The sequence below is a fragment of the Labrys okinawensis genome (genome assembly GCF_002982075.1).
Lineage (GTDB): Bacteria > Pseudomonadota > Alphaproteobacteria > Rhizobiales > Labraceae > Labrys > Labrys okinawensis_A.
Genome location: NZ_PUEJ01000007.1, coordinates 1 through 24,580, shown reverse-complemented (window position 1 = coordinate 24,580; position 24,580 = coordinate 1). Strand labels below are relative to the sequence as shown.

20 protein-coding genes are annotated in these 24,580 nt (G+C 65.8%); 9 read left to right on the top strand and 11 right to left on the bottom strand.

The genetic code is table 11. From position 1 onward, the window contains the following. Nucleotides 1–33: 33 nt before the first annotated feature. From fhuF to C5L14_RS19185, 9 genes are all read right to left on the bottom strand, one after another. A complete protein-coding gene (fhuF, locus tag C5L14_RS19225) occupies nucleotides 34–726 on the bottom strand; it encodes a siderophore-iron reductase FhuF (RefSeq protein ID WP_181161251.1) in 693 nt (230 codons plus the stop codon). A gap of 5 nt (nucleotides 727–731) precedes the next feature. Beyond that, nucleotides 732–2,729: a Fe(3+)-hydroxamate ABC transporter permease FhuB gene (gene fhuB / locus C5L14_RS19220; RefSeq protein ID WP_181161250.1), complete on the bottom strand. Its 1,998-nt coding sequence runs from the start codon at nucleotides 2,727–2,729 to the stop codon at nucleotides 732–734. After that, complete coding sequence (locus C5L14_RS19215; protein WP_181161249.1) at nucleotides 2,722–3,576, bottom strand: ABC transporter substrate-binding protein; 855 nt, start codon at nucleotides 3,574–3,576, stop codon at nucleotides 2,722–2,724. Before C5L14_RS19215 ends, fhuB (C5L14_RS19220) begins: the two co-directional genes overlap by 8 nt. A 47-nt stretch (nucleotides 3,577–3,623) precedes the next feature. Then, nucleotides 3,624–6,056 (bottom strand): TonB-dependent siderophore receptor, encoded by a 2,433-nt coding sequence (locus C5L14_RS19210; protein ID WP_181161248.1) that lies wholly within the window; start codon nucleotides 6,054–6,056, stop codon nucleotides 3,624–3,626. Nucleotides 6,057–6,202: 146 nt separating this feature from the next. After that, nucleotides 6,203–7,189 carry a FecR family protein gene (locus C5L14_RS19205; RefSeq protein ID WP_105863690.1) on the bottom strand — a complete coding sequence of 329 codons (987 nt, stop codon included), beginning with the start codon at nucleotides 7,187–7,189 and terminating at the stop codon, nucleotides 6,203–6,205. A 253-nt stretch (nucleotides 7,190–7,442) separates the two neighbouring features. Next, complete coding sequence (locus C5L14_RS19200) at nucleotides 7,443–7,955, bottom strand: RNA polymerase sigma factor (protein WP_105863689.1); 513 nt, start codon at nucleotides 7,953–7,955, stop codon at nucleotides 7,443–7,445. Between the two features lie 317 nt (nucleotides 7,956–8,272). Then, the gene (locus C5L14_RS19195) at nucleotides 8,273–9,991 is read right to left on the bottom strand and encodes an ABC transporter ATP-binding protein (RefSeq protein ID WP_105863688.1); all 1,719 of its coding nucleotides are present in this window, start codon (nucleotides 9,989–9,991) and stop codon (nucleotides 8,273–8,275) included. 106 nt (nucleotides 9,992–10,097) lie between these two features. Beyond that, the gene (gene fhuB / locus C5L14_RS19190; RefSeq protein WP_181161247.1) at nucleotides 10,098–12,080 is read right to left on the bottom strand and encodes a Fe(3+)-hydroxamate ABC transporter permease FhuB; all 1,983 of its coding nucleotides are present in this window, start codon (nucleotides 12,078–12,080) and stop codon (nucleotides 10,098–10,100) included. Next, nucleotides 12,067–12,975, bottom strand: coding sequence for an ABC transporter substrate-binding protein (locus C5L14_RS19185; RefSeq protein WP_105863686.1), 909 nt, complete (start codon nucleotides 12,973–12,975; stop codon nucleotides 12,067–12,069). Before C5L14_RS19185 ends, fhuB (C5L14_RS19190) begins: the two co-directional genes overlap by 14 nt. A 325-nt stretch (nucleotides 12,976–13,300) precedes the next feature. Between C5L14_RS19185 and C5L14_RS19180 the strand changes: the two genes are divergently transcribed. From C5L14_RS19180 to C5L14_RS19160, 5 genes are read left to right on the top strand one after another with little or no spacing between them, the layout of a single operon-like run. Continuing rightward, nucleotides 13,301–15,505 (top strand): TonB-dependent siderophore receptor, encoded by a 2,205-nt coding sequence (locus C5L14_RS19180; RefSeq protein ID WP_428832640.1) that lies wholly within the window; start codon nucleotides 13,301–13,303, stop codon nucleotides 15,503–15,505. After that, nucleotides 15,499–16,383 carry a tonB-system energizer ExbB gene (exbB, locus tag C5L14_RS19175; protein WP_105863684.1) on the top strand — a complete coding sequence of 295 codons (885 nt, stop codon included), beginning with the start codon at nucleotides 15,499–15,501 and terminating at the stop codon, nucleotides 16,381–16,383. Before C5L14_RS19180 ends, exbB begins: the two co-directional genes overlap by 7 nt. Before the next feature lie 4 nt (nucleotides 16,384–16,387). Continuing rightward, complete coding sequence (gene exbD, locus C5L14_RS19170; protein WP_105863683.1) at nucleotides 16,388–16,843, top strand: TonB system transport protein ExbD; 456 nt, start codon at nucleotides 16,388–16,390, stop codon at nucleotides 16,841–16,843. Between the two features lie 8 nt (nucleotides 16,844–16,851). Next, a complete protein-coding gene (locus C5L14_RS19165) occupies nucleotides 16,852–17,748 on the top strand; it encodes an energy transducer TonB family protein (protein WP_146126962.1) in 897 nt (298 codons plus the stop codon). 14 nt (nucleotides 17,749–17,762) lie between these two features. Continuing rightward, nucleotides 17,763–18,587: an ATP-binding cassette domain-containing protein gene (locus C5L14_RS19160; protein ID WP_105863931.1), complete on the top strand. Its 825-nt coding sequence runs from the start codon at nucleotides 17,763–17,765 to the stop codon at nucleotides 18,585–18,587. 40 nt (nucleotides 18,588–18,627) lie between these two features. Here the strand turns inward: C5L14_RS19160 and speB are convergent, their stop codons facing one another. After that, a complete protein-coding gene (gene speB, locus C5L14_RS19155) occupies nucleotides 18,628–19,596 on the bottom strand; it encodes an agmatinase (RefSeq protein WP_105863681.1) in 969 nt (322 codons plus the stop codon). Nucleotides 19,597–19,747: 151 nt separating this feature from the next. Further along, a complete protein-coding gene (locus C5L14_RS19150) occupies nucleotides 19,748–21,109 on the bottom strand; it encodes an MFS transporter (RefSeq protein ID WP_105863680.1) in 1,362 nt (453 codons plus the stop codon). 211 nt (nucleotides 21,110–21,320) lie between these two features. On the opposite strand from C5L14_RS19150, the gene C5L14_RS19145 reads away from it, so the two are divergent. From C5L14_RS19145 to C5L14_RS30405, 4 genes are all read left to right on the top strand, one after another. Then, on the top strand, nucleotides 21,321–22,241 hold the full coding sequence (locus C5L14_RS19145; protein WP_181161246.1) for a LysR family transcriptional regulator: 921 nt from the start codon (nucleotides 21,321–21,323) through the stop codon (nucleotides 22,239–22,241). A gap of 211 nt (nucleotides 22,242–22,452) precedes the next feature. Beyond that, nucleotides 22,453–22,785 (top strand): YMGG-like glycine zipper-containing protein, encoded by a 333-nt coding sequence (locus tag C5L14_RS19140; protein ID WP_068294316.1) that lies wholly within the window; start codon nucleotides 22,453–22,455, stop codon nucleotides 22,783–22,785. 829 nt (nucleotides 22,786–23,614) lie between these two features. After that, nucleotides 23,615–23,968: a hypothetical protein gene (locus C5L14_RS19130; protein ID WP_105863677.1), complete on the top strand. Its 354-nt coding sequence runs from the start codon at nucleotides 23,615–23,617 to the stop codon at nucleotides 23,966–23,968. A 172-nt stretch (nucleotides 23,969–24,140) separates the two neighbouring features. Continuing rightward, entirely contained in the window at nucleotides 24,141–24,317 is a 177-nt protein-coding gene (locus tag C5L14_RS30405; protein WP_181161245.1) for a hypothetical protein, read from the top strand. The last annotated feature ends 263 nt before the right edge of the window (nucleotides 24,318–24,580 follow it).

The window sequence follows — 24,580 nt, the reverse complement described above, 5'->3', positions numbered from 1 at the left end:
CGGTCGGCCGCCTGGGCAGGTTATGGCCTGCCCTCAGTCGAGGGGGCAGGTCTTGCAAAGCTTGAGATCGTCCATGCGATAGCGCAGGCAGCAGATCCTGCGCCTGCGTCCTCTTTCGGTGCTGTAGCGGACGGGCTCGAACAGCGGGTTGCTCGTGCCGTCGTCCCAGCGCCGGGTCGCCAGCACGGCGCGGGCCTGGGAGAGTCCTGGATGACCCGTTCCCAGGAATGCCTCCAACTCGCCCAGGCTGTGCTCGACGATGGTTCCGGCATTGCTCCACAGTACCTTCGGGGGTAGGGGACTGGCGCGCGAGATCGCGGCGATCATCGGGGCGAGATGGCCGTCGACCAGGGCTGCGAAACGCTCGTGGACATTGGCTGGGGTAAGACGGCTCCCCGCATGCGGGAGGCGCAGGGCGGCGGTGCGGCCGTCTTCGGAGGGGATCACGCCGATCTCCTCCCCGATGCCGATCGGCAGGCCCCAATCGGCGATGATGTTCGCGGCCAGGACGGGCGGAATCAGGATCGAAAAATGCCATTTCGACCAGAGCGTCGCCACAGCGATAGCCTCCGGCCGCCGGTAGTTCCTGGCGAAGCGGGCCAGCAGCGGCGCGAGTTCCTCGCCCTCGACCAGGGCGGTCGCGGGAAGGAAGGGGCGGGCATCGGCCCCGAGCACCAGATTGTCGGCGAGGAAGGCGAGCGGACCCTGGAAGAGGGTGGCGAACATGGCCGTCATCGCTTCCAGGATGCCACGATGAAATAGGCGCCGCCCAGGCCCGTGGCGATCAGCCCGGCCGGGATCTGCCAGGGAAAGGCGATGGTCCGGCCGGCCCAGTCGGCCAGGATCATCAGCACGGCGCCGACCAGGGCCGAGCCATAGATCTCGGCCAGCGCCGTCCTTATACCGAGGAGCCGCGCCAGATGCGGCGCCATCAGGCCGACAAAGCTCAACGGCCCCACGAAGAGGGTTGCAACGCCGGTCAGCACGGCGACGACCAGCACGACGGCGAGGCGCGCACCGGCAATCGGCACGCCCAGCGAACGGCCGACCGGTTCGCCAAGCTGCATCAGCCCGATCCAGCGCAGCAGGGGCAAAGGCAGCAGCAAGGCTGACGCCGTCGCCAGGGCGATGGCGCGTGCCTCGGCGGCATCGACCGAATAGGTCGAACCCGACAGCCAGCCGATCACCCGCAGGATCCTGGGATCGCCGATGACGAGCAGGATCGACAGCAGCGAGGCCAGCAGCGCGCCGAGGCCTGCCCCGATCAGCAGGAGGTGGTCGGGCGCAAAGGCCGAGCGCCGGCCGAGCCAGAGCACACAGGCCAGGATGGCGAGGCAGGCCAGGCAGGACAGCGCCGCCGTGCCATAGCGGTCGAGGCCCGGCAGGAACAGGGTCGCCACCAGCAGCATCAGGGCGGTTCCCGACGATATGCCGAGAAGCTCGGGGCTGGCCATCTCGTTGCGGGTCAGGCGCTGCAGCAGCGATCCCGCCATGGCGAGCATGGCGCCGGCGCAGCAGGCGGCCGTGATGCGGGGCAGTCGCCAGATCGACAATTCGGCAAACAACACGCCTTGGGCGAATTGCCAGCCATCGGGTCCGGGGCCAAATGTGGCGGCGAGGGCGAAACTCACGACGAGGGCCGCACCAAGGCCGATAAAGGCCGAGGCTGTGCCGAGCTGCAATCGCATCGGCTCGGCCGCCATGGCGAGAGCACTCGTTCCGGCGGGGGCGCGTTGGAGCATCCAGAGCAGTAGGGGAACGCTGAGGAGCATCACGGTGATGCCGGCGGGAATCTCGATGCCGCCGGCCAGTGCCAGCAGGGCCTGGTCGGTCAGCGCCAGCAGGCCGGCGGCGATCAGGGGGGCCGCGACGAGGCGCGCCGGCAGCCGCCTCGCGCCCGCGCCGCGAGCGATGGCCGCGCTGGCTAGGCCGAGAAAGCTGATCAAGCCGACGGTGCTCGCGACCAGGGCGCTCAGCCCGACGGCGGCCAGGATGGTCGCGCCCCTGACCAGCGACGTCCGCACGCCCAATTGCTCGGCGCCTTCGATCTGCATGGCCGAGAGCGGACGCATGAGAAGGAGGATCGCGAGCGACACCAGTCCGAGCTTCAGCGCCAGGGCCAGCACGGTGCCCCATCCGTTCTGGATGAGGGAACCGGCCTCCCAGATGTAGAGATCGCTGAGGGCGTCGAAATGGGTGAGCACCAGCATGGTGCCCAACGCGCCGAAGGCGAGCGAAGCGATCAGCCCAATCAGGGTGACGGTGGTTGGCGCAAAATCGGACCGGGCCGAAAGCAGGAGGACGATGGCGGCCACGCCGATGCCGCCGGCGAGCGCCGGCAGATCCCAGCCCAACGCCAGCAGGCCGGGAGCCCAGATGATCGAGGCGGCGATGGCGCATTTCGCGCCGGCGAAGATGCCCAGCGTTCCCGGCTCGGCGAGCGGGTTTCGCAGCACCTGCTGCAGGACCACGCTGGCCAGTCCCAGCGCGCCGCCGCCGAGGAGGCCGGCGCAGAAGCGGGGTGCCAGTCCGTCCCGGGCCATGATGGCGCGCAGGTCGCCAGCACCGGCCAGCAGGACCGGCCAGCCGGCAGGCGGGACCTGGCGGGAAAGGTTGAGCAGGAACAGGGCCGCGGCCAGGCCGACGAGAACGGCGCTGACGATGATCCAGCCGGACATCCTGCCGATGATCCGGACACTGCCGCTGGCTGCAAGTCGGGCTTCAGGCATCGTGCGGCAGGCTTTCAACGAGCTGGCGGACAAAGCGCAACGCCGAGGCGACGCCGCCATTGGGGTAGATCACCGGCATCATCGTCAGCCTGGCGGCCTTGACGGCGGGAAGGGCCCGCCAGAGCGGATTGTCGGCGAGCCGGGCCAGGGCATTGCGGGTCTCCACGCCCCGGTCGAAATGCACGATCCTGGCCTCGGGATCGCCGGCGAGCTGGTCGATGCCGACCGAGATCACGCCCGACCCGTTCACCCGCCCGCGCCAGGCATTGACGAGGCCGAGCCGGGACAGGCTGTCGCCGATCAATCCCGTTCCGCCAAACAGGGCAACGGTGCGACCATCCTGGGCGAAGCGGCCGACATAGAGGGATCGGCGGGTACGCCCTGCGAGGGCGGTGCGCGCCTCGGCGAAGGTCGCCTCCAGCTGCGAAGCCAGGACCTGCGCCGCCTCCTTCCTGCCGGTCAGCTCCGCGAGCTGGACGAGCAGCCCGGTCGCCTGGGCGACGCCGGACTTGCCGGCCGAGGCCGCATCGAGGGGAACCAGCGGCGCGATCTCGCGCAGGCGGCGCAGGGGGCCGGCCTGCCAGGCCGCCATGACGATGGCGTCGGGCCGGATTGCCTGCAGGAGCTCGGCATTGGGCTCCAGCAGCGGCCCGAGATCCATCACGTCATCGGCAAGCGCCGGCTGCGCGACGAGCCTGCGATAGAGCGCGACATTGGCCACGGCGACGGGGCTGACGCCGAGCGAGACGAGGAGTTCTGTCGCCAGCAGGTCCAATGCGACCAGGCGCAGCGGGGTCGCCGCGCAGGCCTCGATACTCATGCCGGCAAGCAGGGGAGCCGCGAGCATGAGGCGGAGCAAGTCCCGCCGCGTCGCCCCCGGAGCCGGAATCGGCGCTACCATTTATAGGACAGCGTCGCTGTTGCCGTCAGCGGCTCGCCATAGCGGCACCCCGTCGAGCCGGCGCAAGTGTAGAATTTCTTGTTGAGCAGATTGCGCGCATTGACCGTGAGGCTGGCGCCGTCGAGCTTCTTGTCGATCACGCCGAGGTCGTAGCTCGCCATGGCATCGACCAGCAGATAGTCCGGCACATGGGTCGGCTTGCCCAGTATTTCGATGCTGTCGGCGATATAGGTTTCCCCGACATAGCGCAGCCCGCCGCCGATCTTCAGCCCCCGCACGCCGAGATCGTCGAACTTGTAGCTTGCCCACAGCGCGGCGGAATGCCGGGGCACCAGATCCACCGGCCGGCCGATGGTGGAAGCCACGGCGCTCTGCAGGGTCTTGCTGTCGGTGAAGGCGTAGCTGGCGACGAGGTCGAGATTGCCGAAGGAGGAGTGGGCCTCCAGCTCGACGCCGCGCGAGCGAACCTTGCCGATCTGATAGATATCGCCGAGAGCGTCGATGCTGCTGACATTCTGCTGGGTGAGCTCGTAGACGGCGGCGCTGAGCAGCAGGTTGGTGTCCTCGGGCTGGTAGCGCACGCCCGCTTCGTATTGCAGGCCCTTATTGGGCTTGAGCGCTGTGCCGGAGACCGAGTCCAGGCCGAGCTGCGGCGCGAAGGACTGGCTGACGCTGACATAGGGGGCGATGCCGTTTTCGAAGCGGTATACCAGTCCGGCGCGGCCGGTGAAGGCGCTGTCGTTCTGGCGCGACCTGGCGCCGGTCAGGTAGTTCACGGTCGTTGCGCGGCTCCAGTCATGGCGCCCGCCCAGCAGCACGGTCAGGTTGCCCAGGCGAATCTGGTCCTGGAGATAGATGCCGAACTGGTCGCTGAGATTGTCGCTGCCGCGGTCGACGGCGTAGTTGATGACGGGGTAGCCGGAATAGACCGGGTTGTCGATGTCGAGCGGGACGATGTTGCCGCGATAGCGGTGCGAGTCGTAGCTGCGGCGGTAATAGTCGAAGCCGGCCAGGAGCGTGTGGCTGAGCGGCCCGGTTTCGAAGGTCTTCTCGATCGAGGTGTCGGCGGTGATGCCGTAGGAGCGCTCGGTGCGGACGCTGGGCCGCCGCGCGAGCTGGCCGTTGGTGACGGGCAGCAGGCCCGCCTGCATGTAGTCCCAGCTCACGTCGGAGTAATAATAGCGGGCGTTCTGGCGCAGCTTCAGCGTCTCGTCGAACCGATGCTCGAAGGCATAGCCGATCGTGTAGGCGTCGCCCACGAAGCGATCGAAGGATTCCTCGCCCAGGAACAGCTTGCGGGGAATGCGGCCGGTCGCGACATCGTTCCAGTAGAGCGGTGTGATGAAGCGCGTGTTGACGTGCTGGTAGCTCGCCAGGAGCGTCAGCGACGTCGCCTCGTTCGGCTGCCAGGTGATGGCGGGCGCGATATAGACCTTGTCGTCCGGTACGTGCCTGACCCAGTTGTCGGCGTCCCGCACCAGGCCGGTCAGGCGGTAGCGCAGGGTGCCGTCGGCCGTCAGCGCATCGGAGAGGTCGAAGGAGGCCTGCTTGCGGTCATAGCTGCCATATTCGAGATTGATCTCGTGCAGGGGCGTCGGCGTCGGACGCTTGGAGATGGCGTTGATCACGCCCCCCGGCGCCAGCTGGCCGTAGAGCACGGAGGAAGCCCCGCGCAGCACCTCGACGCGCTCCAGCCCATAGGGCTCCTGGGTGCTGTCATAGACGTTGGATTGCAGCTTCATGCCGTCGCGCAGCATGCCGCCATTGCCGGTGGCGACGTCGAAGCCGCGCAGCATGACGTCGTCGGTCATGCGGCTGAAGCCCTGCGACTGCATGCCGACCCCTGGCGTGTAGGTGAGGACGTCGGCCAGGGAGGCGACCTTCTGGTCCACCATCTGGTCCTTCGTGACAACGGTGATGGACTGGGGGGTCTCGATGATCGGCGTATCGGTCTTGGTGCCAGAGGCGCTCTGGCGGGCGACATAGCCCTGCACAGGTCCCCATGCCGATTGGCCGTAGACCGTCACGGGATCAAGTTCGATGGCCTGCGGATTGCCGGTGCCGCCAATGCTGGCGGTGATGTCGGACGAAAGCACCGTGACGGTGGTGGCATTGCTGAAGCGATAGTTCAGGCCGGAGCCCGCCAGCAGCCTGGCAAGCGCCTGCTGCACCGTCAGCGAACCGCGGACCGGGCGGCCGAGCGTCTTGATGGGGCTGTTCTCGCGGAAAACCACGGAAAGACCGGCGACGCGTCCGATCTCGTTCAGCGCCTGGGGGATCGGCCTTGCCGGAATGTTGAAGGCGAAACGCTGTTCCGCCGGCTGCTCGGCCCGGGCCGCCGATACACCCACGCCTGCCGTCGTGCCAGCCATCAGCATGGCGGCCGCCATCCTGCCGGCCACACGCCTCACGCCATGCCTACTCATCGAACCCATCCCCTCGATCATCGATCGCCGGCAAAACCGCGGTCTTGGTACCCGTGGTTACCGGCCTCCATGCTCTTCACGTTCGAGGGGGCGTTTCACTGAACCCCTTGGCGAAGATTTTTCTTCGTATCGCGGAATCGGACACCTTACGGCCGGATGAACACGACGAGGCCGCCGGGCAAAGCGGTCATGCGGAAGCCGACGCTGGCCTGCAGGGACTGCAATGCCGCATCCGTATCGGCCAGGCTGAAGCTCCCGGTGACGAGCTGGTCGCCCAGACCCGCATCGGTGACGATGATCCTGCCCCGGCGATAGCGAGCGATCTCCTCGATGACGTCGGAGAGCCTGGCCCGGTAGAAGACATAGCGACCCTGGCGCCAGGCCAGGGCATCCTTGAGATCGACCTGTTCGATCTCGCCGAGGCCCTGCCTGTCGAAACGAAGGCGCTGGCCCGGCTCGTCCAGCAGCGCTTCGCCGATATGCTCGGCCTTGACGGCGACCTTGCCGCTCTCCAGCGTGACGACAGTGCCGTCCTCGCCGAGATTGACGTCGAACTGGGTGCCGATGTCCCTGATGGCGCCATCAGGCACCCGCACGACGAAGGGAGCCTTGCCGGGTGCGACGTCGAAGGAGGCGGTGCCGCGCAGGAGCTTCACCTGCCTTTCGTTCTTGTCGAAGGTCTCGTCGAAGGCGCTGTCGGCATCGAGAAGCACCTTGGACCCATCGGACAGCGTAACGGTGCGCCGTTCGCCGCGGCCGGTGCTGTGATCGGCCATCAATTTCTGCAGCAAATGGGGATTCTGCAGCCAGAGCACACCGCCGAGGCCAATGGTCAGCGCCAGTGCGGCGGTCGACAGCCGCCGGAAGGTGCGATGCTGGCGCCGGCCCCTGTCGACAGCATAGAGATAGGGTGCGAGCGCTTCATTTTCACGGGTGGCAAGGCGGCGGGCAGGCTGCTCGGCAGCGTTCCAGACCTCCTCCGTCCTGCGAAGGGCGTCGGCATGGGCGGGATCGGATCCGAGCCAGTGCTCGAACGCGGCCTGCTCGGCCCGCGACAACCCGCCGAGGCGGCGAACGAACCAGTCTCTGGCCTCCTGTTCGACATCCGCTCTGGAGGATTGGGGGGATGCCATGATCTGTGGCCTCGAAACCGCTTTTTCGTCTATGGCGCCGGGCGATAGAGCGTTTTGCGATTAGACGGAATCATCTCGAATCGCAAAGACGCGCTGAACCAAAGAGTTAGAGCAAAACGGCGTTTCCGTCCAAACGCTTTGCTCCAGAGAATTGCGGCACTATAGCCCGACTGCGCCTGGCTTGCCCGCCGCGTGATGCCTGCCGACGCGATCGTCAGGGACGAGCGTCCGTGGAGGATGGCGGCCGGCGGCTTCAGGCCCCGTCCGCGGATGCACCATCGGTTGCGGTGCAGGCAGCCAGCGCCCGCGCCATGTGCTTAGCCACCGCGCGCTCCGATATGCCCAGCGTCGCGGCGATCTCGATGAAACTATGCCCGTGAATGCGGTTTAGCAGGAAGATATGCCGCGTCTGCCGCGGCAGCGCCGCGATCGTGTCCTGGAGGAATTGCAGGTTCTGGCGGGCCGAGAGGATTTCGAACGGCGTCGCCGGGGAGGCCGCATATTGGCTCGGCAGCGTATCCTCCTGCAGGCGCTCGCGCCTCGCCTCCGACCTCAGGTGATCGATCGCGGCATTGCGTGCGCAACGGGTCAGGAACGCAGATGCGTTGCCGGTGGTGTCGCTGGTGCGCTCCCAGATCCGCAGGAACATGTCCTGGATGAGGTCGAGCGCTGCATCCCGACTCCTGACTTTGCGCCGCAGCGTCCGCTCCAGGCGAGGCCGCTCCGCGGCATAGAGAGTTTCGATGTCGTGGCTGCGGCTGTTCATGGAGCGAAATCTGTGAGCGGGGCGGCGATGCTGGGCAGGTGACCAAGCATTATCCAGAAAAGCAGCACCGCTCAACGAAAATGATTTATATTTATTCTAAATTGTGCAGATTATTAGCATATTATTGCGACAATCTCTAGTATTAATCAAGAAAAAATTAATCTACGCTGCAATTCTACATTAAAGGATGGTGCAGCCACGCCGTTCTGCCGGCAAACCCATTCAGCCGGAAATACTCATTTGTCGAGCGCCCTTGTCTGGCGCGTCCCTGTCATTCCACCCTTGTCGGGGACAGGGCAAAGACGCCCTGGCTGTTCTCAGGCAAACTGCGCCCGGTGCAGCCGGCCATAGATTCCGGACTTGTCGAGGAGATCGCTGTGGCGACCCTGTTCGACGATGCCGCCGCCGTCGACGACGAGAATGCGATCGGCATTCTTGATCGTTGCCAGGCGATGCGCGATCACCAGGGTGGTGCGCCCCTTGGACAGTTCGGCAAGGGCCTGCTGGATCGCGAGCTCGGTTTCGGTGTCGAGCGCCGAGGTCGCCTCGTCGAGGATCAGGATCGGCGGGTTCTTCAGGAACATGCGGGCAATGGCCAGGCGCTGCTTCTGGCCGCCGGACAATTTGACGCCGCGTTCGCCGATGAGGGTGTCGAGGCCGTTGGGCAGCGAGGCGATCACGCCATCGAGCCGGGCGCGGCGGGCCGCCTCGAGGATCTCGCCTTCGCTCGCTTCGAGGCGGCCATAGGCGATGTTCTCGCGGATGGTGCCGCCGAACAGGAAGACGTCCTGCTGCACGATGCCGATCTGGCTGCGCAGGGAGCGCAACGTCAGGTCGCGGATGTCGATGCCGTCGATGGTGATGGCACCCTCGGTGACGTCATAGAAGCGGGGAAGGAGCGAGCAGATCGTGGTCTTGCCGGCGCCCGACGGGCCGACAAAGGCCACCGTCTCGCCGGCCGCGATCGACAGATCGAGATGGGCCAGGATCTGCCGGTCGGGCGTATAGCCGAAGCCGACCTTCTCGTAACGGATGGCGCCGGTGAGCGGCGGAGCAGGCCGGGCATCGGGGCGGTCGGTGATGTCGGGCCGGGTGTCGAGAAAGTCGAGATAGCGGCGGAAGCCGGCAATGCCCTTGGGATAGGTCTCGATCACGGCGTTGATCTTCTCGATGGGACGGAAGAACACCCCGATCATCAGCAGGAAACCGACGAAGCCGCCATGGCTGAGCTGGCCCGTGAGGACGAAATAGCTGCCGGCGACCATGACGGCGAGCTGGGTGAGCCGCATGCTCAGATAGCTCAGCGAGTTGGAGGCGGCCATCAGCCAGTAGGCCTGCAGCTTGGTGCGGCGATAATTGGAATTGTCGCGCGAGAACAGGGCCCGCTCATGGTCCTCGTTGGCGAAGGCCTGCACCACGCGGATGCCGCCGACATTTTCTTCGATGCGGGTGTTGAAGCTGCCGACGCTGTCATAGAGCGCACCCCAGTTCTTGGTCATGCGGCCGCCATAGCGCAGGGTCACCCAGGCCGTCACAGGCACGACAATGGCCGTGATGAGGGTGAGCTCGACATGCAGCGAGAACATCAGGAGGAAGGCGCCGGCCAGCGTCATCACCGCGATGAACAGGTCCTCGGGCCCGTGATGGGCGATCTCGCCGATCTCCTCCAGGTCCTTGGTGAGCCGGGCGACGAGATGCCCGGTCTTGTTGTTGTCGAAGAAGCCGAAGGACAGTTTCTGCAGATGGTCGAACGCCTTGCGCCGCAGCTCGGTCTCGATGTTGATGCCGAGCATGTGGCCCCAATAGGTCACGATCGCCATCAATCCCGTGTTGATGACGTAGACGGCGAGAAGGCCGACACAGGCCAGGGTGATCAGATGCCACTGGCCTGACGGCAGCAGCGTATCGATGAAGATCTTGATCGCGACCGGAAAGCCGAGCTCGAGCAGGCCGGAGGCGATCGCGCAGGAAAAATCCAGCAGGAACAGGCCGCGATGGGGCAGGTAATAGGCGGCGAAGCGTTTCAGTAAGGCCATGGTGGTCGAGCAATCAGGAATGTAGGACGTATCGGGCGCAAGCTATACACGGCGCGCCGGAGCGGGGCCATTGCCTCCCTTCGGGGCCTCATCGTCTTCATCCCCCTCACTGCGGCCTGCGCCCGACCTGCCAGATCAGATAGGGCAATCCGATCAGGGCTGCCACGATACCGGTCGGCAGTTCGCGGGGGGCAATCAGCGTACGCGCCAGGACATCGGCGACAACCATGACCAGCGCGCCGATCAGGACCGAGCCGAGGATCTGCGACCACGCCCGGCGCAAGCCGATGAGGCGCGCCATGTGCGGGCCGGCAAGGCCGACGAAGGTGAGCGGACCGGTGGCCATCACAGCGACCGACGTCAGCAGCGAGGCCATGGCAAGGATCGCCAGCCGGCTGGTCTGGACCGGCAGTCCGAGGGCCCTGGCCGTGACCGGACCCATCGGCACGATATCGAGCCATCGCCTCAGCGCAAGGGCGGCCGGCAGCAGCAGGGCCGCAAACGCTGCCGTCGTCACGACCTTCGACCAGTCGGCGTAATAGGTCGATCCCGCCATCCAGGCGAGCACCTGCGGCGCGCGCGGATCGCCTAGCGCGAGGAAGGCGACGATGACGACGTCGAGCAGCGCCGAGAGGGCGAGGCCGGTGAGCAGGACCTGGTCGGGGGCAAAGCCGCTGCGCCGGCCGACCATGAGCACCAGGAAAAGTGCGAGGAAGCCGCCGGACGCACCGGCAGCCGTATGAGCAGCCAGGCCGGTCGTCTGGCCCAGGATCATCGCCAGGGCCATGCCGAAGGCAACGCCGGTGCCGATGCCGAGAACCTCGGGCGCGGCCAGCGGATTGCCCGATACCCGCTGCAGCAGCAGGCCTGCCGTGGCGAGCATGGCGCCGGCCAGCGCGGCGATCGCAGCCCGCGGGGCTCGCCAGGGTTCGACCAGGGCGAAGTCTGCCGGCGCGATCAGCCGCCAGCCCAAACTGCCATGGCCGATCAGCAGGGCGCCGGCCACAGCCAGGACGAGTAGCGCCGCGAGTACAGGCAGGAGCCGGGTCCGGTCACGAGCACCGGTGGCCAGGGAGCGCTGCGTGGAGGGGGGCTCGCTGCGGCGCAAGCGCGGCAGAAGCCAGAGCAGGAGCGGGGCGCCCAGCAGGGCCGTGGCCGCGCCCGTGGGCAGGTCGATGATACCGGCGGCTTCCAGCAGCCCGACGATGGCATCGACCGCCAGCACCAGCAGGGCGCCGGTCAGGGGCGCCAGCAGCAGCCGGGCAGCAAAACGGCGGGCTCCCGCCAGGCGGGCGATTTGCGGTGCAGCCAATCCGACGAAGCCGATCACCCCGACATGGGCCGTGACCACCGCCGTGAGCAAGGCGGCAAGGAGGAGGCCGGCGCTGCGCACCAGGCCGAGCGGCACCCCCAAAGCGCGGGCATTTTCCTCATCCAGGGCGAGCAACTCAAAGGGGCGGGCCAACAGGGCGGCAAGGAGGTAGAGCGCGCCGATGGACGGCGCCAGCGCCGCCGGGGCCGACCAGTCCTGCTGCGCCAGCGAGCCGCCGCCCCACAGGAAAAGGATGGCGACGAATTCCTGATTGAGAAGGCGTAGCGCGATGGTGAGGGCGCCGCAGAACAATCCCGCCACCAGGCCGGCCAGCACCAGGGCGACGGATGAGAAGCGATTGCGTGCCGCGCAGGCCATCACGAAGCCCAGCGCCAGCAGCGTGCCGGCCAGAGCGATTACGGGACGTCCGAGCATGAGCAGGCCGGGTGCTGCGACGAGCACCACGGTCAAGGCGAGCTGGGAGCCCGCCTCCAGGCCGAGCGTGGTGGGCGAAGCCAGCGGATTGCGCAGGGTCTGCTGCAGCAGGAGGCCGGCCAGGCCGAGCCCCGCGCCGGCCAGAAGCGCGGTGAGCGCGCGGGGCAGGGCCGCGAAGTGGAAGACGAGCTGCTGCGGGTCATCGAGCCGGGGATGGAGCAGGGCGCCCCACCATTGCGGGGCCGGCAATTGCGTCGTCCAGCACCAGCCGGTCAGTATAAGGGCCAGCAGGCCGAGGACCGCATAGGCAAGCAGGGGGCGGTATGTGTCAGAGCCGGGCATTGCCGCCATCCGCCGCGCGGGTCCCACTGAAGGCCTCGACCAGGAGACGGGCGAAGCGCTGGGCGGCCGTGAGGTCGCCGAAGGGCCAGGTTGCGGCAAGCCGCTTCACGCGGCCCTGCCTCACCGCCGGCAGATTGCCCCACAGGCTGTTCGTATCGGGTGCAAGCGTCACCTTGGAGGGCAGCGGATCGACCACCACGATCTCGGCGTCGGCAAAGGGGGCAAGCTTCTCCACGCCCACCAGGGCAAAGCCCCAGCCATTAGTCGGCGCGTTCCAGGCATTGGCGAGGCCGAGCCGCTGCAGGGCACCGCCGAACAGGCTGGAAGGGCCGTAGACCCGCACGAAGCGCTTGTCGAGAAACTGGATGACCAGCAGGCGGGGCATGGCCGTGCCTGCGAGGTGCCGGCGCAAGTTCGCAAACTCGGCATCGGCCCGTGTCACGACGGCCTGCGCCCGCGCCTCGCGTCCCGTGGCCTTGGCCAGCGCCTGGAGCTCGGTTTCGGCATGGCGCAGGGGATCGCCCGCGCCGGAATAGACCGCCACCTCCCGGGTGGGCGCGATGCGCTGCAGCGCGGGGCGCGCCGCGGCACCGAGCGGGCTGACGATGATGAGGTCCGGTTTGAGCGGGGCTATGGCCTCCAGGCTCGGCGTGTCGCGGAGGCCGACATCCGGCGTACCCTGCGACAGGGGCGGCTCGCCCACCCAGATGCGATAGAGATCGGCATCGCCAACACCGACGGGATCGATACCAAGCGACCTCACCATGGCCGTCGCCGTCCAGTCGAGCACGACGATGCGCTCAGGCACGGTCGCCGCTTGGGCATGTGCGGCGCCCGGGACGAGTGCCAGGCAGGCGACGACGATGACCCCATGGCACAGGGCGGGCCATTTCACCGAAAAGATCTCATACCGAGCCTCAAAGTCACCGACCCATCGAGGGCTTGTCTTGCTGGGATTGCAGGCATCCTTGGCTGCGCTGCCAGGAGAGCCGAGCGTCGGCTTATGACACTTGAAATATACAATGTGCAACAGAGAATATTCCAGCTCTTGTGCAGTTTTGAATTCCTATAAATTGTGCAAACCAAAACAAGTATAATCGTATTTGTTTGCGAGTAATTCTATTATAAGTTTGTTTACATGGCAAAGCTTGTTGGTCTAAACGTCTGCCAAATGACGCTGCAGGCTCGTGACGCTGCGCGATATTGTTTCTCTCATTGGGATGGCAGAGGTAATGGACCGGCGGGTTGGAGTTTGCGTCAAGCTGTGCACGGGAACGGCATCGGGCCTGTTGATGCTGGCTGCGGCGACGGCCGCGGCGGCACAGGAGGGTGGCAATGGCGGAACGATTGCGCTTGACCCGGTTGTCGTCAGCGGCGGGACCGGCACGAGCCCGGTGACGGGCTACGTCGCCAAGAAGACCACGGCGGGCTCCAAGACCGACACGCCGATCGAGAAGGTTCCGCAATCGGTGACCGTGATCGGCCGCGACCAGCTGGAGGCGCGCCAGCCCCAGAAGCTCGACGAGGTCTTCTACTACACCCCCGGCGTGACCGGTGCGCCCTATGGTTACGACCCTCGCACCAACTGGGTGTTCATCCGCGGCTTCGACGCCAGCCAGACCGGCATCTTCCTCGATGGCCTGCCGCTCTACCAATATGCCTTTGGCAGCTTTTATGTCGATCCCTACGCCCTCGAGCGCGTGGAGGTGCTGCGCGGGCCTTCCTCGGTGCTCTATGGCGGCGGCAATCTCGGCGGCATCCTCAACCTCGTCTCCAAGCGGCCGAGCGACGAGCCGCTGCGCCGGATCGAGGCGGGCGTCAACAGCTGGGGCCAGGCCAGCACGGGGTTCGACCTCGGCGGCAGAATCGACGAAGCCGGTGTGTGGACCTATCGCCTGACCGGGCGGATCGCGGGCGGGGGATATGAAACCGACAAGGCCAGAGGCTTCCAGGGCTTCATCGCGCCAGCCCTGACCTACAAGCCCAATGATGCCACCAGCCTGACGCTGCTGGCCAACTACACCAATATGGATCTCGACCATACCGGCGGCTTCCTGCCCTATTACGGCACGGTGAAGCCGACGCGGTTCGGCCGCATCCCTCGTGATTTCTACTCCGCCGAGCCGTCCGACGACATGTATCGCCGCTCACAGGCGATGATCGGCTACCAGTTCAAGCACGATTTCAACGATGCCTGGACCTTCCGCCAGAACGTGCGCTACGCCTATCTCGATACGCGCGAGCGCTACGCCTACCCTTACGGCTATTACAACCCGGATGCCGCCTATGGTGGGGGAAACCCGCTTCCGCTGACCCCCGGCAACGAGCTTTACCGAACTGGCTTTGCCCACCACACCACCGCCAACACCTTCTCGGCCGACAACCAGCTCGAAGGCCGGTTCGACACCGGGCCGCTGGCGCATGACCTGCTGTTCGGCCTCGACTACAAATATTATGCCATCAACCAGATGCAGGGGTTGTTCAACGCCACGCCCATCAGCCCCACCGATCCGGTCTATGGCGCTCCGCAGGGCGGGGTGGTCACGCCCTATCTGCGCCAGAAATACACCATGCACCAGCTCGGCGCCTATCTGCAGGACCAGATCAGCTTCGCCGATAATTGGCTGCTGACCCTGAATGGGCGCTATGACCGGGTCTGGACGGATAGCACCGCCTCGGTCGGCAATGCCAATTTCAACGGCGTCGAAGGCGCCTTCAGCGGCCGTGCCGGCCTGTCCTACGCCTTCGCCAACGGCATCACGCCCTATGTCTCGATTTCCCGCGGCTTCAACCCGGTGATCGGATCGAATTTTGCCGGCCAGCCCTTCAAGGCGGAGACCGGCGTGCAGTACGAAGCCGGCGTGAAATATCGCCCGACCTTCTTCGACGGCCTGATCACCGCCGCCTATTACGACCTCACCAAGCAGAATGTGGTGACGCCGGATACTGCGCACCCCTTCTTCAGCAACCAGCTTGGCGAGGTGCGCTCGCGCGGGTTCGAATTCGAAGTGCAGGCCAACGTCACCGACGCCCTCAAGATGACGGCTGCCTTCACCGCCTCGCAGATTCGCATCGAGAAGGACACCGATCCCACCGTGGTCGGGAAGCGGCCGAACGTGGTGCCGGAAACCACCGCCTCGCTGTGGGCCGACTATACCTTCCAGGAGGGGATACTGCAGAATCTCGGCCTGCAGGGTGGCATTCGCTATATCGGCTCGTCCTATGCCGACAACCAGAACCTCTACAAGGTTCCGGCCGTCACCCTCGTCGATCTCGGCATGCACTACAAATACAAGGCATGGGACCTTGCCCTGAACGTGAACAACGTCTTCGACAAGCGTTACGTCGCGGGCTGTTCAGGCATCTATGGCTGCAACTACGGCGCGGGCCGCGTCGCAACTCTGAAGGCCAGCTACACATGGTAGATTTTCGCCGCAACGGGCCATTGATGGCCGTGATTTCGCTTGCCTTGATGGCGCCGATTCAGGCTTTCGCCCAGGATGCACAGCCGGCTCCTCCGCCCGCCGGCGATCCAGTCGCCACCGCCGCCAGCATCCTGCCGCATGACCTGTCCCCCTGGGGCATGTTCATGCAGGCCGATATCGTGGTGAAAGGCGTGATGATCGGGCTCGCCTTCGCCTCGCTGGTGACCTGGACGATCTGGCTGGCCAAGGGTGTCGAACTGCTCGCGGCCAAGCGGCGGGCACAGGCGGCCGCGCGCCTGCTCGAAGGTGCCGAGAGCCTGGAGGCTGCGTCCCGGTCCATCACGGCGCGCCTGTCCGGCAAGGGGGCCGTCGCCGATCTCGTGACGGCGGCCAACCGCGAATTGCGGCGTTCGGACGACCTGCCGGCCGAGGGCATCAAGGAGCGCCTGGCGATCGCGCTTGCGCGTATCGAGGCGCGTGCCGGCCGCTCCATGACGCGCGGCACCGGCCTGCTCGCCACCATCGGCGCCACCGCCCCCTTCGTCGGCCTGTTCGGCACGGTCTGGGGCATCATGAATTCCTTCATCGGCATCTCGCAATCGCGCACCACCAATCTGGCGGTGGTGGCCCCCGGCATCGCCGAGGCCCTGCTCGCCACCGCGATCGGCCTCGTCGCGGCCATTCCGGCCGTGATCATCTACAACGTCTTCGCCCGCGCCATTGCCGGCTACCGGGCTCTCCTGTCGGATGCTTCGGGCGAGGTGCTGCAGCATGTCTCGCGCGATCTCGAGCGCCAGGAACGCGGTGATCTGGAGCGGAACGGCAATGCCGCCCCCGTCCGCACGCTGGCACCGGCGCGTACGCAGACGGCGGGCTGACGGCATGGGCGTTTCCCTCAAGGATCCGCAGGACGGCGACCTGTCGGAAGTCTCCGACATCAATGTCACGCCGTTCATCGACGTCATCCTGGTGCTGCTGATCATCTTCATGGTGGCGGCGCCGCTCTCCACGGTCGACGTCGCCGTCGACCTGCCCGTCTCCAATGCCAAGGTGCAGCCGCGCCCGGACAAGCCGGTCTTCCTGACGGTGAAGAAGGATCTGACCCTGGCGCTCGGAGACGACGGCATCCCGCGCGAACAGCTTCAGCCGGCCATCGACAGGCTCACGGGCTCGGACCGCGAACAGCGCGTCTTCCTGCGCGCCGATGGGGGCGTGGCCTATCGCGACATCATGGGCGTGATGAATCTCCTGCGCAATGCGGGCTATCTCAAGATCGCCCTGGTCGGCCTGGAAGATACCGGACAGGCCTCCAGCACGGGCGCCGCGCCGCAGCAATGAGTGAGCAGGTGCCTTTGTCCAGGCTGGCCGGCAAGTCCTCGACCTTGCCCAACCTCGTCCTGTGGACCGCAGCGGCGGCCGTGATGCTGCTCGTGCATGGCGCCGGCATCTGGGCCGCCCGCGACTGGCACCCGATCGGCCCGCCGCCTGCCGGCAATCCCGAACCGGCCATCGAGTTCGATCTGGCCCCGCCCACCACCCTGCCTGAAGCCCCGCCCCAGGAGGCCGTCGCCGAGGCCCAGCCCGAGCAGGCGCAGGAGACCACGACCGATACGGTCCAGCCGGTCGAACCCGAGCCGGTCCAGCCGCAGACGCAGGAGGTCGAGCCCACGCCGGTGGAGTCTCAGCAGGTACCGGAGCAGACGCCGCCTGAACCGGTGCCGCCGGAAACGGTGGAGCCCGACACGCCGCCGGAGCCTCCTCCGGAGGTGGTGCCCGACTTGCCGACGAAGGATAAGGCCGAGGTGATCCTGCCGGCCGCGCCCAAGCCGCAGCTCAAGCCGAAGAAAGAGAAGAAGCCGGCGCCCCGCAAACAACCGGAGCGGCAGCGCCAGGTCGTGCAGCCCAAGCCAGCCATCGTCGCGCCCCGCCAGCAGGCGGCCCAGGCTACGGCGCCGCGCCAGCCGGGTTCGGCAACGGGCGACGAGCTCGCCGCCTGGAAGCGCGCCGTGAATGCGCGAGTGAACCGAGTGGCCAACTCGATATCGGCAAGCGGAAGGGGCACGGTCCGCGTGACCTTTTCCATTAGCGCCAGCGGGCAGGTTTCTTCCCCCCGTCTCGCCGGCTCGAGTGGCAATCCGAGCCTGGACACCAGCGGCATCAACACCATTCGTCGGCTTGGCTCCGTCCCGCCCCCGCCCGGCGGGCGCGCCGCGACTGTGACCATACCCATCATCTTCAGGTGATAACGCCGATGCATATGACCGCTTCGCACGAGAACACACCCATTCCGGTACCGGTTCTGCCGGATACGCCGTTATTTGGACTTGAAGATGTCAGCTTTGCCATCCCCGGGCGCGTGCTGCTGCAGCCCCTGACGTTGTCGCTGGCGCCAGGGCGGGTGATCGGGCTGGTCGGCCATAACGGCTCGGGCAAGTCGACTCTGGTCAAGATCCTGGCGCGCCAGCAGGCGCCGACCTCCGGTTCCGTGCGATTCGGCGGCACCCTGCTCGCGGACTGGGGCGAACGGGCCTTTGCCCGTCAGGTCGCCTATCTGCCCCAGCATATCCCGCCAGCGACCAGCCTGCTTTCCAAGGAGCTCGTCGCCCTCGGGCGCTATCCCTGGCACGGCCCGTTCGGCCGGTTCAGCAAGACCGATTCCGAGAAGGTTGCCGAGGCCATGGCGTTGGCCGATGTCGGCCCCTTCGCCGACCGTTTGGTCGATACGCTGTCGGGAGGCGAACGCCAGCGCGTATGGCTCTCCATGCTGATGGCGCAGGATACGCGTTGCCTCCTGCTCGACGAGCCGATCTCGGCGCTGGACATCGCCCATCAGGTCGACGTGCTGGCCCTGGTCCAGCGCCTGTCGCGCGAGCGCGGCATCGGCGTCATCGTGGTGCTGCACGACGTCAACATGGCCGCCCGCTATTGCGACGAACTGGTCGCCCTGCATGGCGGCCGCCTGATCGCCCGCGGCACGCCCGCCGAGATCATGACGCCCGCCTGCCTCAAATCGATCTACGGTATCGAGATGGGCGTGATGCCCCATCCCCAGAGCGGGGGACCGGTGAGCTTCGTGCTGTAGCTGCTCTACGTCGGGACCGGCTGGGGACCATTCCTTCGGATCAGGCCGCTGTCCTTGCCGAGCGGGCGTCGAACACGAAACCGAGGAAGTTCAGCAGCACCTGCGCCGCCAGGATCGCCGTGCTTCCGGTCTGGTCGTAATCGGGCGCCACCTCGACCAGGTCCATACCGACCACCTCGTTGCGGCGCGCCAGCGCCTGCAGCATTTCCAGCACCTCGTAATAGAGGAAGCCGCCATGCGAGGGCGTGCCGGTTCCCGGGGCGATGGAGGGGCAGAAGCCGTCGATGTCGAGGGTGACATAGACACGGGCGCTGGCCGGGATCCGTTCGATCACGTTCGTGGCCCCGAGCGAACGCATCTGCCGCACTGACAGGATGTCCGAGCCCATCCGGCGGGCATCGTCATAGCCCTCCTTGGCGGTGGAGGAGACGTTGCGGATGCCGATCTGGGTGAGACCGCTGACATAGGATTTCTCCGCGGCCCGTCGCATCGGATTGCCATGGCCGTAGCGTACGCCGTGGCGCTCGTCGACGAAGTCGAGATGGGCGTCGATCTGGAGGATGTGGATGTCGCCTCGCCCCGCAAAGGCGTCGATACAGGGAATATTGACGGAGTGGTCGCCGCCGATCACCACCGGCAGCGCGCCAGCGTCGAGGATGGCTGAAACGCCGGCCTTGATGTTGGCGTGGCTTTTTTGCGTGTCGGTGTGGACGATGTCGGCGTCGCCGATGTCGATCATCCTCACCGAGGCCGGCAGATAGGTACGGTCATCCTCATGGTCATAGGCGCCGGCGTGGCCAAAGCTGAACAGGGTGGAGGCCTCGCGTACCGCACGGGGACCGAAGCGCGCGCCGGCGCGGAACTGGGTACCGAAATCGAACGGGGCGCCGAGAATGGCGACATCGGCATCGATGCGCTTCCAATCCGCGACATAGGGACGCTTTGCGAAGGTGGAGATGCCGACGAATGGCAGGTTCAGCCGCCCGGCTTCATAGGAGTGTTCGTTCATCGATAGGTCCTTGCGGTTTCAGGAAGTGGGGTGGCTGCCCCGTCTTGCCCCTATGGCGTTTTGCGATTTGACGGGGTCACCTCGCATCGCAAAGACGCGTCGGAACAAGGAGCTGGAGCAAATGGGCGTTCACACTCGAACGCACTTTGCTCTAGTCGTCGTCGAGGGCGGAGCCGGCCCGGCCGGCCGTCGTCATGGCGATGGCGGCGAGGGTGACCAAGGCGGCGGCGACCAGGAACCAGGCCGGGGCGAGCTTGCTGCCGCTCGCGCCGATCAGCCAGGTGGCGATCAGCGGCGCGGTGCCGCCGAACAGGGCGTTCGCAGCGTTGAAGCTGAGGGCAAAGCCCGAATAGCGCACGCGCGTGGGAAACAATTCGCACAGCAGCGTCGGCAGCGTGCCGCCATTCATGGCGAGGAGGGCGCCGAACAAGGCCCAGATCCCCAGGATCGCCAGGAAGCCGCCGGAACCGAGGCCGGTGAAACTGACGGACGAAAGCATGATGAACAGCGGAACGGTGAGGATCGCGAACAGCAGCGAGCAGGCGATCAGCACCGCCTTGCGGCCAAGCCGATCCGACAGCGCCCCCATCACGAAGATCGAAGCGAGATAGACCATGAGCGTGATGGTCGAGCCGAGAAAGGCGGCGGTTTCACTGATGCCAAGCTCGGTGGCAAGATAGGTGGGCATGTAGCTGAGCACGAGATAGAAGCCGACCGCGTTGAGCAGCGTGCCGCCGAAGGCGATCAGCACCTGGCGGCGGTGCTTGCCGAGAAGTTCGAGCACCGGTGCGGGCGGCACGTGATGCGCTGCCTCCAGGGACTTGAAGTGGCGGGTCTCCTCGAGCCGGCGGCGAATGAAGACGCCGACATAGCCAAAGGGCAGCGCGAACAGGAAAGGCAGGCGCCAGCCCCATGCCTGCAGCTGTTCGGTGGTGAGCAGCGCATGCAGCAGGGCCACGAACAGCGAGGCGGCCAGCAGGCCCGCGGCCTCGCCGGCCGGCACCAGGCAGGTATAGATGCCACGCTTGCGGTCGGGCGCGTGCTCGGACAGGAAGGAGGCGGCCCCGGCATATTCGCCCGAGGCGGCAAAGCCCTGCACGAGGCGGGTCAGCAGGAGCAGCACCGGCGCGGCCAGCCCGGCCGTCTGGTAGGACGGCAGGAAGGCGATGACGAAGGTGGCTGACGACATGATGAAGATCGACAGCGTCAGGGTCGATTTGCGGCCGAACCTGTCACCGAAATGGCCCCAGATCACGCCGCCGATCGGGCGGACGATGAAGGACAGGGCGAAGACGCCATAGGTGGCCATCAGGGCGCTGCGTGTATCAGTGGCCGGAAAGAACACCACGGCGATCACCGTCGCCAGAAAGCCGTAGACGGCATAGTCGAACCATTCGACGAAGGTGCCGATGAAGCTCGCAAAGGCAGCCCGGCGCAGGACGGGGCTCGTGGCGGCGGCATCGCCACCGGCTCGAAGTTGGGATGGCGTGGTCGCAGGATGTGGATGGCTCATGGAAACGTCCCCTCTTGGATGAAGCGCGATCATCAAGGCGTCGTCCGGCCGGGATGGTGATGGTGCCTTCTATGGGCAAAGGGCAGCCGGGCGATTGGCTGGGAACGATGCCGCAAATGGATGCATTCATAATTCGGAACTTTCCAATTCTTACATCGGGAATTTTGATGTAATGGGAAGCTGTCGAAACCTGTATGTCCCGGAGACCGTCATGCGGATCAGCGACTACATGGTGCGGAACCTGCGCACCTTCTGCGCGGTAGTGGAGCATGGCGGCTTTGGCGGAGCCCAGGCCGTTCTGGGCGCGGGCCAGTCCGTGATCTCGACCCATCTCAAGGATCTCGAACTCGCCCTCGGTTTCACGCTTTGCCAGCGCGGACGCGGGGGCTTCTCGCTGACGCCCAAGGGCGAGGCGGTCTATCATGAAGCCAAGCGCATGCTGGGCTCGCTCGAGACCTGCGAGGCCAATCTCGGCGTCCTGCGCAAAATCCTAACCGGTCATCTGCGGGTGGGCATCGTCGACAGCGAGGCCGACAATCCCGATTTGCCGGTGCATCGGGCGGTGCGGCGCTTCTTTGCGCGCGAACAGCAGGTTCGCCTCAGCCTGGAAGTCGGCACGCCCGAGGCGCTGGGCAAGGGGTTGCAGAATGGAGACATCCACGTCGCCATCGGTCCGTTTCCGAACCGGCAAGCCAATATCGACTATGCGCCTGTCTATGTGGAGGAACATGCTCTCTATTGCGGGCGGAGTCATCCGCTCTTTGACGCCGACCCGGCGCTGATCACGCCGGCGCTGATCGCCCGCCACCCCATGACCGTTCGTCCCTATCTGCATCGCGCCGAACTCGCCGCATTGCAGGATCCCCTGATCACGGCCTCGGTCTCGAACATGGAAGCGCAGGCGGTGCTGATCCGCAGCGGTTGTTTCCTTGGTTTCCTGCCCGTTCATTTCGCGAGCAAATGGGTCGAGCGGGGCGAGATGCGTACCCTTGACGGACCCGGTCTGGTGTGGCGGTCGCAATTTTACATCGCCTTGCGCGTGCAGCCCGAGCCGACCGAAGTGGCGCGTCAATTCACGCGCGATCTTGCGGCGACCTTGGCCCTTCCCGAGATGGGGGAGCGGCTCGGATAATGTCTTTCTATCAAATAGATGATGCCCTTAAAAGTCGATCTGGGTTATCGGATAGTCCATCCAATTCGTCTCAACCGAATTGGCTCAAATCAGATTGAAAGAAGTCGATGACAATCGCCGAGCATGGTTAAAATAGACCGATGAAATACGTTCGCCACGATTGTGACCGAATCATTACTTAGCGGTAAATCTGGCAAACGGAGACCGATCTATGAAAAAAATTCTGATCACGGTTTTAGCGGGCGCCGTCGCTATGTCGGTAGCGGGGTGTGCGTCGGACAATCCCGGGGACCGGGCGGTCGGTGGCGGTGTGCTCGGCGGCGTGGCCGGCGCCGCCATTGGCGCCGGTGTCTCGAAGAACAAGGGACGCGGTGCCCTCATCGGTGGCGCCATCGGTGCGGCCGGCGGTGCCGCCGTCGGTGCGGCCACCACGCCGAGCCGCGAACCCGAGCCGGGTTATGATGGCTATGGTGGCGGTCCGCGCCAATGTGCCCAGGTCGGCTACGATTCCTACGGTAACCGGGTCTGCACGGCCTATTACTGAGAAAGCTTGCGAGCGGGATAGACATTCCCATCCGAAGAACAGCGGCCGGCCTCATGGCCGGCTCGCCACCCGGTGCGGCTCACGCGATGAGATCTGCCGCGGGGCAGGGATTTCGGCGGTGCCAACGACGTCCCCCCGGTTCGATTTCGCGCCTTCGGCACTCCCCGAACAGACCGAAGATGACGGCCTTGCCCGGCCTGCCTGGCCGCCGAACCCATGTTTTTGCCTAAATCCGGCTTAACATCATGGGTCGGCAGCGTGGCGGGAACCTGCGGAGCATTTCCTGATGATCGAGAGCATAACTCAGTACAGGGCCGAGACTTGCTTGGTCATCGGAAAGCCGAAAAGGCCCTTTAGCGCATAGATCCGATTGTCGATAAGCGTTGGTCCGATCATGACCGAGGGACGACGCATCCGTTGCAGAAGGAACAGGGGCCGCTTCGTGAAGTGGGGCGGGTAAGGTGGTGGATGAAGGATGGATGGGCGCCCGGTGCACAAGGCGAGCAGGGGAATGGCAACCCGGCGGAGGGGGACAGTCCGTCCGTCAAGGTGCGGTCTCGGTTTGACGGGCAGACCTTCGGTTGGATGTGCCGGCAGGGGAGTGCTTTCCAGCCCCCTCGAGATCAGGAACGGGAGCGGCCGCTCCGGATGGTTGACAGTGCGAGGGCTGTTCGCCGACAACAGCGAATGAAACTTGCCGTTTTGCGAAAGTCTCGGTTCGCGGTGGCAAGACAGGCGGACGGGCGCCAGCATTTGACCGCCTTCCTCCAGGCCCGGCTGGAAAAGGATCGCACCATGTCCGCCAACACCAATCTCCCGGGCTGACGGCATGCGGGGTGTCATCGGAGCGATCCTGTTGTCTGCCGCGGTCCATGCCGGCACCGCGCATTTCAGCCTGGCTCTGGCCCAGGAAGTGAGGCGCTCGGCCGTCGGTTATATGGACGTGACCTGCGACAGGTGGACGGCGAGCGCCAATTCGACTCAGGGCACGGCCTATGCGGCCTGGGTCGCCGGCTTCCTGAGCGGAGCGAACCTGGCCGAGCGGGCGGAGGACTGGCTGATCGACGAGGACGGCACCTCGATTCGCCGCTGGATCACCGAATATTGCAAGGCCCACCCCGGAGAAACGCTCGGGGCCGCCGCTGTAATGCTGCGCCAGGCGCTTCAGCAGCGCGCACGGTAACGTTAGGACGCGGCCTCTTGGCTCGCGCCGGCTTGCACCAGCCCTGCTGATCCGTTGCAGCGAAAAACACATGGCCACCGCGCGGAGCCGCGCGTGAAGCAAACTGCCGGACCCGTCGGCGTGGGGCGCTTGCGATTGTCGCTACCACCGGTTCCCTCAGACGCCGAATGTCGTGATCGTGCTCGACCGGACGCTGGCCGCATCGATGCCGGCTCCGGAACAAGGCTGGAGGCGGATGGGATGGGCCGATAACCGCATCCGCAGCATCAAGGCGATGCGATGCCGAGGCGCCGGGGCCAATGGCTTGGCGACCTATGCCGAACACCGCGATGCCCTGGAAATTGGATGAACCTGATATCGGCAAAGCGCGGTCGTTCCGGGCGTGAATATCCGTGCCCGCGCGAGCTTGGAAACACGATTCGAGTCAAGCTTTACGGGGCCGCAAAGCTTGCATGACGGTTCTGCAAAAAAGTGATGTTTTGGCTGTTGACACCGGCGGTTGGGCTCTTCTATACAGCGGCCATCGACGGACGGCGTTGCCGCGGATTGAGCGGCGGCGCTGACGTGTCGCTTCACGGACAAGGAGCTCTGGCTTAACCGGCCGATTGGCGG

What these genes read in the sequence shown, in the direction of transcription:
- exbD (WP_105863683.1), top strand. Translation starts at nt 16,388, where the DNA reads ATGGGCGTTTCCCTCAAGGATCCGCAGGACGGCGACCTGTCGGAAGTC.
- C5L14_RS19140 (WP_068294316.1), top strand. Translation starts at nt 22,453, where the DNA reads ATGAAAAAAATTCTGATCACGGTTTTAGCGGGCGCCGTCGCTATGTCG.
- fhuB (WP_181161247.1), bottom strand. Translation starts at nt 12,080, where the DNA reads ATGCCCGGCTCTGACACATACCGCCCCCTGCTTGCCTATGCGGTCCTC.
- exbB (WP_105863684.1), top strand. Translation starts at nt 15,499, where the DNA reads ATGGTAGATTTTCGCCGCAACGGGCCATTGATGGCCGTGATTTCGCTT.
- fhuF (WP_181161251.1), bottom strand. Translation starts at nt 726, where the DNA reads ATGTTCGCCACCCTCTTCCAGGGTCCGCTCGCCTTCCTCGCCGACAAT.
- speB (WP_105863681.1), bottom strand. Translation starts at nt 19,596, where the DNA reads ATGAACGAACACTCCTATGAAGCCGGGCGGCTGAACCTGCCATTCGTC.
- C5L14_RS19200 (WP_105863689.1), bottom strand. Translation starts at nt 7,955, where the DNA reads ATGAACAGCCGCAGCCACGACATCGAAACTCTCTATGCCGCGGAGCGG.
- C5L14_RS19130 (WP_105863677.1), top strand. Translation starts at nt 23,615, where the DNA reads ATGCGGGGTGTCATCGGAGCGATCCTGTTGTCTGCCGCGGTCCATGCC.
- C5L14_RS19180 (WP_428832640.1), top strand. Translation starts at nt 13,301, where the DNA reads ATGGCAGAGGTAATGGACCGGCGGGTTGGAGTTTGCGTCAAGCTGTGC.
- C5L14_RS19195 (WP_105863688.1), bottom strand. Translation starts at nt 9,991, where the DNA reads ATGGCCTTACTGAAACGCTTCGCCGCCTATTACCTGCCCCATCGCGGC.
- C5L14_RS19210 (WP_181161248.1), bottom strand. Translation starts at nt 6,056, where the DNA reads ATGAGTAGGCATGGCGTGAGGCGTGTGGCCGGCAGGATGGCGGCCGCC.
- fhuB (WP_181161250.1), bottom strand. Translation starts at nt 2,729, where the DNA reads ATGCCTGAAGCCCGACTTGCAGCCAGCGGCAGTGTCCGGATCATCGGC.
- C5L14_RS19205 (WP_105863690.1), bottom strand. Translation starts at nt 7,189, where the DNA reads ATGGCATCCCCCCAATCCTCCAGAGCGGATGTCGAACAGGAGGCCAGA.
- C5L14_RS19150 (WP_105863680.1), bottom strand. Translation starts at nt 21,109, where the DNA reads ATGAGCCATCCACATCCTGCGACCACGCCATCCCAACTTCGAGCCGGT.
- C5L14_RS19215 (WP_181161249.1), bottom strand. Translation starts at nt 3,576, where the DNA reads ATGCTCGCGGCTCCCCTGCTTGCCGGCATGAGTATCGAGGCCTGCGCG.
- C5L14_RS19145 (WP_181161246.1), top strand. Translation starts at nt 21,321, where the DNA reads ATGCGGATCAGCGACTACATGGTGCGGAACCTGCGCACCTTCTGCGCG.
- C5L14_RS19160 (WP_105863931.1), top strand. Translation starts at nt 17,763, where the DNA reads ATGACCGCTTCGCACGAGAACACACCCATTCCGGTACCGGTTCTGCCG.